At 48.2% G+C, this 8845-nt stretch carries 12 protein-coding genes; 4 read left to right on the top strand and 8 right to left on the bottom strand.

Going from position 1 to position 8845, the window contains the following annotated elements; translation table 11 throughout:
• The first annotated feature begins 126 nt into the window (after nucleotides 1-126).
• Together ampC and M979_RS19625 are read left to right on the top strand one after the other, a co-directional pair.
• Nucleotides 127-1278, top strand: coding sequence for a CMY2/MIR/ACT/EC family class C beta-lactamase (gene ampC, locus M979_RS19630; RefSeq protein WP_064556118.1), 1152 nt, complete (start codon nucleotides 127-129; stop codon nucleotides 1276-1278).
• A gap of 100 nt (nucleotides 1279-1378) precedes the next feature.
• Nucleotides 1379-1912, top strand: coding sequence for a lipocalin family protein (locus M979_RS19625; protein WP_064556117.1), 534 nt, complete (start codon nucleotides 1379-1381; stop codon nucleotides 1910-1912).
• On the opposite strand, the gene sugE is transcribed toward M979_RS19625, so the two are convergent.
• Nucleotides 1909-2226 (bottom strand): quaternary ammonium compound efflux SMR transporter SugE, encoded by a 318-nt coding sequence (gene sugE, locus M979_RS19620; protein WP_034461130.1) that lies wholly within the window; start codon nucleotides 2224-2226, stop codon nucleotides 1909-1911. The genes M979_RS19625 and sugE overlap by 4 nt on opposite strands.
• A 301-nt stretch (nucleotides 2227-2527) precedes the next feature.
• Between sugE and M979_RS19615 the strand changes: the two genes are divergently transcribed.
• Nucleotides 2528-3112: a LuxR C-terminal-related transcriptional regulator gene (locus M979_RS19615; protein ID WP_064556116.1), complete on the top strand. Its 585-nt coding sequence runs from the start codon at nucleotides 2528-2530 to the stop codon at nucleotides 3110-3112.
• 47 nt (nucleotides 3113-3159) lie between these two features.
• Here M979_RS19615 and ecnB read toward each other — a convergent pair whose 3' ends face one another.
• The 3 genes from ecnB to efp all read right to left on the bottom strand — a co-directional run bounded on the left by ecnB (nucleotide 3160) and on the right by efp (nucleotide 4172).
• Complete coding sequence (gene ecnB, locus M979_RS19610) at nucleotides 3160-3306, bottom strand: lipoprotein toxin entericidin B (RefSeq protein WP_034461127.1); 147 nt, start codon at nucleotides 3304-3306, stop codon at nucleotides 3160-3162.
• 103 nt (nucleotides 3307-3409) lie between these two features.
• A complete protein-coding gene (locus M979_RS19605; RefSeq protein ID WP_034461126.1) occupies nucleotides 3410-3544 on the bottom strand; it encodes an entericidin A/B family lipoprotein in 135 nt (44 codons plus the stop codon).
• A 61-nt stretch (nucleotides 3545-3605) separates the two neighbouring features.
• Nucleotides 3606-4172, bottom strand: a complete 567-nt coding sequence (gene efp / locus M979_RS19600; RefSeq protein WP_034461125.1) for an elongation factor P — start codon at nucleotides 4170-4172, stop codon at nucleotides 3606-3608.
• Between the two features lie 40 nt (nucleotides 4173-4212).
• Between efp and epmB the strand changes: the two genes are divergently transcribed.
• Complete coding sequence (gene epmB / locus M979_RS19595; protein ID WP_064556115.1) at nucleotides 4213-5241, top strand: EF-P beta-lysylation protein EpmB; 1029 nt, start codon at nucleotides 4213-4215, stop codon at nucleotides 5239-5241.
• Nucleotides 5242-5354: 113 nt separating this feature from the next.
• On the opposite strand, the gene M979_RS19590 is transcribed toward epmB, so the two are convergent.
• From M979_RS19590 to M979_RS19575, 4 genes are all read right to left on the bottom strand, one after another.
• On the bottom strand, nucleotides 5355-5708 hold the full coding sequence (locus M979_RS19590; RefSeq protein WP_034461360.1) for a DUF4156 domain-containing protein: 354 nt from the start codon (nucleotides 5706-5708) through the stop codon (nucleotides 5355-5357).
• A gap of 158 nt (nucleotides 5709-5866) precedes the next feature.
• Nucleotides 5867-7510, bottom strand: a complete 1644-nt coding sequence (gene groL / locus M979_RS19585; protein WP_034461122.1) for a chaperonin GroEL — start codon at nucleotides 7508-7510, stop codon at nucleotides 5867-5869.
• 48 nt (nucleotides 7511-7558) lie between these two features.
• Nucleotides 7559-7852 (bottom strand): co-chaperone GroES, encoded by a 294-nt coding sequence (locus M979_RS19580; protein ID WP_034461121.1) that lies wholly within the window; start codon nucleotides 7850-7852, stop codon nucleotides 7559-7561.
• Nucleotides 7853-7990: 138 nt separating this feature from the next.
• Nucleotides 7991-8476 (bottom strand): FxsA family protein, encoded by a 486-nt coding sequence (locus M979_RS19575; protein WP_064556114.1) that lies wholly within the window; start codon nucleotides 8474-8476, stop codon nucleotides 7991-7993.
• Nucleotides 8477-8845 lie beyond the last annotated feature (369 nt).

Here is an 8845-nt window from a genome sequence, read left to right as displayed (position 1 = left end):
TTATATCAGGACTAGTCATATCTTTCCGCTCACCCCGTAAACATATTCGCTAAGAAACCCCTAAGGACAAATGATAAATTGAGTCGTTCAGGGCATGCTGTCTTGTCACTTTATGGAAGCCATTCAATGATGAAAAAAACACTTTGCTGTGTGCTAATGCTCACAGCCTCCTGCTCAGCGCTTGCCGCCACGAAAACGTTAACCGAAAAGCAGATTGCTCAGACAGTCAATCAGACCATTGAGCCCCTGCTCAAAGAGCAAAATATCCCCGGCATGGCCGTCGCCGTTATTTATCAGGGAAAACCCTATTACTTCACATACGGCCAGGCTGATATCGCCAAAAATTTACCGGTCACGAAAGAGACATTGTTTGAACTCGGCTCTGTCAGTAAGACCTTTACCGGTGTTCTGGGTGGCGACAGCGTAGCCCGTGGGGAAATAAAACTAAGCGACCCGGCAACGAAGTACTGGCCTGCACTCACCGGTCAGCAATGGAAAGATATTAACCTGCTACAACTTGCCACCTATACCGCAGGTGGCTTACCGCTACAGGTTCCAGATGACGTCACAAGTCAGGCTGCCTTGCTCCACTTTTACCAGACCTGGCAGCCACAATGGGCTCCCGGCTCCACTCGTCTCTATGCTAATGCCAGCATTGGCCTCTTCGGCGCGTTGGCGGTGAAACCGTCAGGAATGAGCTTTGAAGAAGCAATGTCCAGGCGCGTATTCCAGCCGTTAAACCTTGTGCATACATGGATAAAAGTGCCCGCAACTGAGGAGCACAATTACGCATGGGGTTACCGTAACGGTAAGGCAGTGCACGTTTCACCGGGTATGCTGGATGCAGAAGCCTATGGCGTGAAAACAACGATTGTAGATATGGCCAGTTGGGTACAGGCAAACATCAAGCCTGAACAGGTAGGAGCGCCAACATTACGTAAGGGAATTGAGCTCGCACAATCACGCTACTGGCGAATTGGAAGCATGTATCAGGGCTTAGGCTGGGAGATGCATAACTGGCCGGTTGATGCCAAAACAGTGATTAATGGCAGCGATAATAAAGTGGCGCTATCCCCTCAAACGGCGGCAGCTATCGAACCACCAGCGCCTGCTGTTAAGGCATCCTGGGTTCACAAAACAGGCTCAACCGGGGGCTTTGGGACTTATATAGCATTTATTCCCGAGCAACAACTTGGCATCGTGATGATGGCAAATAAAAGCTACCCCAATCCCGAGCGGGTTAAAGCCGGGTACAAAATCCTCACAGCATTACAGTGATACATACCGGCCTGCTCAGCAGGCCTTTTTATTTCTTCCCGCATACCGCTCTTTTCCTGCTGCCATCTACACTTAGCTAAAACAGCAGAAGGAATTAGCTATGCGCATCTGGCCGATTATCACCACTATTGCAGTTGCGTTTCTCGTTGTTGCCTGTAGCTCCCCAACCCCTCCACCAGGCACCACGGTGGTGAATAACTTTGAGGCTAAACGTTATCTCGGTAAATGGTATGAAATTGCCCGTTTTGACCACCAATTTGAAAGTGGGCTGGAGCAAGTGACCGCTACATATAGCACCATGGATGACGGTGGAATTCGTGTAATAAACAGAGGATTTAACCCTGACCGCCAAATGTGGCAGCAAAGTGTCGGCAAAGCTTACTTCACTGGAGACCCAAGCCGCGCAGCACTAAAAGTCTCATTCTTTGGGCCGTTTTACGGTGGGTATAATGTGATAGCCATTGATAAAGATTACCGGCACGCACTGGTATGCGGGCCGGATAAAGACTATCTGTGGATATTGTCACGAACTCCGACAATCAGCAGTGAAGTGAAGCAACAGATGCTTACTATCGCGACACAACAGGGCTTCCCGGTCGAGAAGTTACTGTGGATTAAACAACCCGCCAGTTAATGAGTACTAATTTTCAGGCCAATAATCCCGATGACAATCAAAGCCAGGCTCGCAATGCGGGCCAGGTTTGCTGATTCGCCTAACAGCAAGATACCTGTGGTGGCAGCACCTACAGCACCAATTCCCGTCCAGACAGCGTAAGCCGTACCGGTCGGCAACGTTTTCATTGACCAGGACAGCAGCGCGATGCTGACAACCATTGCAACCACGGTGATAACGCTTGGCCACAGGCGGGTGAAACCATGGGTATATTTCAGGCCAACGGCCCACACAACTTCTAATAAACCGGCGATAACAAGAATAAACCAGGCCATATACAGCTCCATTATTGGGGCCGTCCCCGGAAATCAAGAAGCGCTAATGGGTCGTCCCATAAGGCTGGTGAGGGGGCTATTTTAACAATCAGTCGCAGACAGAAAAGTCCAACAGGACTTTCTTATCACAAAAGAAAGTAAAGTTTTGTTTCCACATCTGGAGGAGTTTTGACATTAAGCCGCGAAATGAACGCAATTTAACCCGCAAATCCACAATTCATTTCAGGTGCTTTCTTCATATTATAATGTTTTATTTGGCATTCAGAAAAGGCTGTAATAGTGAGTCACGCGAACGGTAATTATGCATAAGATATTGTTAATTGACCGCTGCCATTATACCCGGCAGGGATTCAAATATTGGCTCAATCAAAACATGGCTTTTTCTATTTCTGAAACTGATAGTTTACTTTTAGCTCGCGAAAAAATAATACAATGGCGGCCTAATCTTGTTATTGCCGATTTCACCAGTTTTGCCAGTGCTCTACACAATATCCAACAACTTTCTTCTATTTATTCTGCCTGCGGCACATCAATTCGATTAATGTTACTTAACAGTATCCGTCACGAAAAAATTGAAGAGTACTGTCTGACACAGGGTTCGCGCTCGCTTTATAGCAAATCCGTACCACTGGTGGAGCTTTACGAGATTATTCAGAAGCAACTGAGTGCCCGCCCACCTTTTCATCCTGCACGGCAGTATATATCTCCTCTTCTTACCCTGCGTGAGGAACGTATATTAAAGTTATGGACCGATGAGGCTAATAATGATTTTATCGCCAGAATAATGGGGATTAGTACCAAGACAGTTTATACCTATAAGCGGAACATCCGTATGAAGTTAGGGATTAATAATCGCTTTTCATTGTTTATAGAACAACAGCATTAAAAAGATGAATTACGGTACGGCAATCATACCGTACCGTCAGTGATGCTTTAATTCTGCGCTTTTGTTGCGGCACCAGAAATCGCCTGACCGCCATCCTGAATATCTTCACCCACACCTTTGGTGGTATTACACGCAGTAAGTAACGACGAAAGCACTATGAGAGAAAAGAACGCTGCAATAGTTTTCTTAATCATGACCGTTTCCTTTTTTGACCATATTGTTTGTGTATAGCAGTTAAAGCATAGACAAGAATTGGCAAGCTGACGGAAAAAGCAGATTTTTTAGGAGTGTTGGAAATTATTTGTTTGCTGCACGTTCGATGGAGCCACCAAGATGCTTGAGATCTTCACCAAAGCCGCGGGTGGTATTACAGCCGGCGAGAAACGAGGTCAACAACGTGATGAAGAGTACATGCTTAATCAAACGGTTCATCTTCCCTGCCTTTTGTAAGCTGCGGTGAAGCTTATTGCACTTCACCGCAAATCTTCACGTATTACTTAACGCGAGAAACGTATTCGCCAGAACGAGTGTCAACTTTGATCACTTCGCCAGTCTGAACGAACAAAGGTACTTTAACCACAGCACCAGTAGACAGTGTTGCAGGTTTACCGCCGGTACCAGCAGTATCACCTTTCAGACCTGGATCGGTTTCAACGATTTCCAGCTCTACGAAGTTTGGTGGCTGTACAGCGATTGGACGGCCGTTCCACAAGGTCACGATGCACTCGGCCTGATCCAGCATCCATTTAGCGTTATCACCGATCGCCTTCTCATCTGCAGCCAGCTGCTCGAAGGTTTCGTTATTCATGAAGTGGTAGAACTCACCGTCGTTGTACAGGTAAGTCAGGTTCATATCGATAACGTCTGCGCCTTCAGCGGAGTCGGTAGATTTGAAGGTTTTTTCTACGCGGGTGCCAGTCAACAGGCGGCGCATTTTAACGCGAGCAAAGGCCTGGCCTTTACCTGGTTTAACGAACTCACTGGATTCAACCGCGTAAGGTTCGCCTTCAAACATGATTTTAAGACCGGCACGAAAATCGTTGCTAGAATAAGTCGCCATAAGGCCCTCTGAAATTGTTAATTGGTAGCTTAGCCAAAAAATGGCACACATTGTAACCCTAAATCCCCCCCGCAGAGAAGATTGGTTAACGCAACTTGGCGATGTTATAACCGATCCTGATGAACTGCTGCATATTTTAGAGCTGGACGCTGATAAAGAGCTGCTGGCAGGACGTGATGCGCGCCGACTTTTTGCCTTGCGCGTGCCGCGAGCTTTTGTCGCTCGCATGGAAAAAGGCAATCCGAACGACCCACTGTTACGCCAGGTGTTAACTTCAAAAGAGGAGTTTATTGCCGCTCCCGGTTTTAGCACCGATCCTCTTGAAGAACAGCACAGCGTAGTGCCCGGCTTACTGCACAAGTATAGCAACCGCGCATTGTTGCTGGTAAAAGGCGGCTGTGCGGTGAACTGCCGTTACTGTTTCCGCCGCCATTTCCCCTACTCCGATAACCAGGGAAATAAGCGTAACTGGCAGGCAGCCATTTCATACATCAGCGATCACCCCGAACTCGATGAGATCATTTTTTCTGGCGGCGATCCGCTTATGGCAAAAGATCACGAACTGGACTGGCTGATCGGTGAGCTGGAGGCTATCGCGCATATTAAACGGTTGCGTATTCACAGCCGTTTGCCGATTGTCATCCCGGCACGTATCACCGACACCCTGGTAGCCCGCCTTGCACGCTCACGGTTGCAGGTCATTCTGGTAAACCATATCAACCATGCTAATGAGATTGATGATGAGTTCAGAGCGGCTATGGTGGGCTTACGGCAAGTAGGCGTCACATTGCTTAACCAAAGTGTCCTGCTGCGCGATGTGAACGATAATGCGAAGACTCTCGCAAACCTGAGTAATGCTCTGTTTGATGCGGGCGTGATGCCGTATTACCTGCATGTGCTCGATAAAGTGCAGGGGGCGGCGCATTTCATGGTGAGTGATGATGAAGCCAGGATGATTATGCGTGAGTTACTGACGTTGATTTCCGGCTATATGGTGCCGAAGCTTGCGCGAGAGATTGGCGGTGAGCCAAGCAAAACACCATTGGATTTGCAGTTACGGCAAAGTTGATTCCAGTAGCTTAAAATGGTGGATGATGCGGTACGCTTATCCACCCTACAACTGAAAGGTTTAGTAGGTCGGGTAAGCGCAGCGCCACCCGACATCATAAAGCGACCACTAAATCAGTTCGGGCACTTATAAACCTGGCCAGTCATTTTGCTGGCTGTCGGAGCAAAGCTCGACAACAGGTTTTGAGTCGGACTGCTCACGCCATACAGCACGTTACCACCCATCGCCGCTGCATTATTACGCAGAGCATTAGCCGCGCCGCGCATAGAACCGCCTTCATCACCATGTTGGCCTGACAACCAATTGCTTTGCTCGCCGGTTGCGGTGCCAATCAGCTGGCATTCAGTGCCTGGCTTCTCTTCAACGAAACGAACGCTCTGGCCATTAGTGCTTAACTCATTGCTGGTGCTACATCCTGCCAGCAGCAGCGCTGCCACAGCTATTCCTGCTGAAACTTTAATGCGCATGTTCTTCCCCGTTATCAATGCCGTCTTGAATAGTAGCGGGCAGTCATCGCCCGGTGAGATCTTATACCAGAGTGCGGCCAAAAAGAAAAAACCCTCAGACATTTCTGCCTGAGGGTTTTCTTAACACGGTGTTACTTCACACCAGGTGTTGGGGCAAATTACATCATGCCGCCCATGCCACCCATACCACCCATACCTGCGCCACCTAAGTCAGGAGCGTCAGATTTTGGCATATCGGTAATCATGCACTCGGTGGTGATCATCAGGCCAGCCACAGATGCCGCGTACTGCAGAGCAGAACGAGTCACTTTGGTTGGATCCAGGATACCCATGTCGATCATGTTGCCGTATTCTTCAGTTGCTGCGTTGTAACCGTAGTTACCGTCGCCTGCTTTCACGTTGTTAGCAACAACAGATGGCTCTTCGCCGCAGTTCAGAACGATTTGACGCAATGGAGCTTCCATTGCGCGCAACGCAACTTTGATACCCACGTTCTGGTCTTCGTTCTGGCCACGCAGTTCAGACAGTTTAGAAGCTACGCGAATCAGCGCAACACCACCACCGGCAACCACACCTTCTTCAACCGCAGCACGGGTAGCGTGCAGGGCATCTTCAACACGTGCTTTCTTCTCTTTCATTTCAACTTCGGTAGCAGCACCGACTTTGATTACTGCAACGCCGCCAGCCAGTTTAGCTACGCGCTCTTGCAGTTTTTCACGGTCGTAATCAGAAGTTGCTTCTTCGATCTGCTTACGAATCTGAGTCACACGACCCTGGATTGCGTCTTCTTCACCATTACCATCGATGATAGTAGTGGTGTCTTTGTTGATAACGATACGTTTAGCAGTACCCAGATCTTCCAGTGTCGCTTTTTCCAGCTCCATACCGATCTCTTCAGAGATTACGGTACCGCCAGTCAGAGTTGCGATGTCTTGCAGCATTGCTTTACGACGGTCGCCAAAGCCTGGTGCTTTAACAGCAGCAACTTTCACGATACCACGCATGGTGTTAACCACCAGGGTCGCCAGCGCTTCGCCTTCAACATCTTCAGCAATGATCAGCAGTGGTTTGCCTGCTTTCGCAACGGCTTCCAGAACTGGCAGCATTTCACGGATGTTAGAGATTTTTTTGTCAGCCAGCAGGATGAACGGGCTTTCCAGTTCGATAGAACCAGTTTCAGGCTTGTTGATGAAGTATGGAGACAGGTAGCCACGGTCAAACTGCATACCTTCTACAACGTCCAGCTCGTCTTGCAGGCCAGTGCCTTCTTCAACGGTGATAACGCCTTCTTTGCCTACTTTCTCCATTGCTTCAGCAATCAGAGTACCAACAGTTTCGTCGGAGTTAGCAGAGATAGTACCAACCTGAGCGATTGCTTTAGAGTCAGAGCAAGGAACAGACAGTGCTTTCAGCTCTTCAACAGCGGCGATAACAGCTTTATCGATACCGCGTTTCAGGTCCATTGGGTTCATGCCCGCAGCAACAGCTTTCAGGCCTTCAGTGATGATGGACTGAGCCAGTACGGTTGCAGTGGTAGTACCGTCACCTGCAGCGTCGTTCGCTTTAGAGGCAACTTCTTTAACCATCTGCGCACCCATGTTTTCGAACTTGTCTTCCAGTTCGATTTCACGCGCTACAGAAACACCATCTTTAGTGATAGTCGGTGCACCGAAAGATTTATCCAGAACAACGTTACGGCCTTTAGGACCGAGGGTAACTTTCACTGCATCTGCCAGTACGTTAACGCCACGCAGCATTTTCACACGAGCGTCATTACCGAATTTTACGTCTTTAGCTGCCATTCTTAACTTTCCTTAAATTCGTTTATGTTCGTTCAGTTTTTGCGCGTATTACGCTTCAACAATTGCCAGGATGTCGCTTTCTGCCATGATCAACACTTCTTCATTGTCGATCTTCTCAGATTTCACGCCGTAGCCATCGTTGAAAATTACGATATCGCCGACTTTAACGTCCAGCGGTTGTACGTTACCGTTTTCCAGGATGCGGCCTTTACCGACAGCGATGATTTCGCCACGAGTTGATTTGCCTGCTGCGCTGCCAGTCAGAACGATGCCGCCCGCAGATTTAGATTCAACTTCTTTACGCTTGACGATAACGCGGTCATGTAATGGACGAATGCTCATGTGATAGCTCTCCTTTGAGAAAGTCATTATCAATTGTTTAGGTAACGCCGGCCCAAAATGGGTTATCGGCTGGTGACCTGAGAGATGGGGATGCGCCTTCCCCCCTTCAAGGGGGAAAGCAAAAAAATTTTCGAAATTTTAACGATTGTGGCGATCGTCGTTGTCATGGTCGTCGAGCTGTTTCGGCGCATCGTCTTTGCGCTGATACTCGCCATCAAATGTCGAACCACCACCAGTGCCCGCGCTAAAACCGCCACCAGGCGTACGTGAGAAACGTAGATGTGGCATCAGTTTCAGCGTCAGATGCTTCTGTACTGGTGGCAGTAACAGCAATAAGCCCAGGAAGTCTGTGAAGAAGCCAGGCAACAGCAACAGCAAGCCTGCGATGATTAGCGAAACGCTTTTAATCATCTCAGCCGCCGGGCTTTCACCCGCTGCCATTTTCTGCTGCATCAGCATGAAGTTTTTAAAACCCTGGTTGCGAACCAGTGACATACCAATGACTGAAGTGAATATCACCAGAATAAGCGTCAGGAAGACACCCATGACGTGGGCGACCTGAATAAACAATGAAATCTCTATGTAGACATAGAGAAAGACGGCAATTAACGGTATCCAGCGCACCGTACACTCCTGTAGTTGGAAGAGCCCGTAGTAAACCTGGGCAATTGTAGCAAGCGCCATCAAGCACTTGCGAAAATAGGTTAGCAATTATGCACAGTCAAAGAGATGGCGACGCCATAGTCAAAAATCAATCTAAGCGCCCTATTATTTTTTTGGAAGTTTTCAACAATTGATCAACATCACATATTAATAATTGTTATGTGAGCAGACCTTTTAATAAGTGATCCAGATTACTGCTTTTAGCTATCATCAGCATATCATCACGGCACGCAGACCGAATATGGACATAATCGTCGGTCTATTCATTGCACAACCACAGATCCTGTGTGTTCAATGATCAATCAATGGCAGCTTTAATTAAGAAGGTTC

The organism is Buttiauxella noackiae ATCC 51607 (genome assembly GCF_001654865.1).
Classification (GTDB): domain Bacteria; phylum Pseudomonadota; class Gammaproteobacteria; order Enterobacterales; family Enterobacteriaceae; genus Buttiauxella; species Buttiauxella noackiae.
The sequence above is the reverse complement of the archived record's forward strand: the minus strand, read 5'-3'. Positions and strand labels throughout refer to the sequence as shown.

Excerpts from the sequence above, each read along its gene's own strand:
- ampC (WP_064556118.1), top strand. The coding sequence starts at position 127 with ATGATGAAAAAAACACTTTGCTGTGTGCTAATGCTCACAGCCTCCTGC.
- M979_RS19625 (WP_064556117.1), top strand. The coding sequence starts at position 1,379 with ATGCGCATCTGGCCGATTATCACCACTATTGCAGTTGCGTTTCTCGTT.
- sugE (WP_034461130.1), bottom strand. The coding sequence starts at position 2,226 with ATGGCCTGGTTTATTCTTGTTATCGCCGGTTTATTAGAAGTTGTGTGG.
- M979_RS19615 (WP_064556116.1), top strand. The coding sequence starts at position 2,528 with ATGCATAAGATATTGTTAATTGACCGCTGCCATTATACCCGGCAGGGA.
- ecnB (WP_034461127.1), bottom strand. The coding sequence starts at position 3,306 with ATGATTAAGAAAACTATTGCAGCGTTCTTTTCTCTCATAGTGCTTTCG.
- M979_RS19605 (WP_034461126.1), bottom strand. The coding sequence starts at position 3,544 with ATGAACCGTTTGATTAAGCATGTACTCTTCATCACGTTGTTGACCTCG.
- efp (WP_034461125.1), bottom strand. The coding sequence starts at position 4,172 with ATGGCGACTTATTCTAGCAACGATTTTCGTGCCGGTCTTAAAATCATG.
- epmB (WP_064556115.1), top strand. The coding sequence starts at position 4,213 with ATGGCACACATTGTAACCCTAAATCCCCCCCGCAGAGAAGATTGGTTA.
- M979_RS19590 (WP_034461360.1), bottom strand. The coding sequence starts at position 5,708 with ATGCGCATTAAAGTTTCAGCAGGAATAGCTGTGGCAGCGCTGCTGCTG.
- groL (WP_034461122.1), bottom strand. The coding sequence starts at position 7,510 with ATGGCAGCTAAAGACGTAAAATTCGGTAATGACGCTCGTGTGAAAATG.
- M979_RS19580 (WP_034461121.1), bottom strand. The coding sequence starts at position 7,852 with ATGAGCATTCGTCCATTACATGACCGCGTTATCGTCAAGCGTAAAGAA.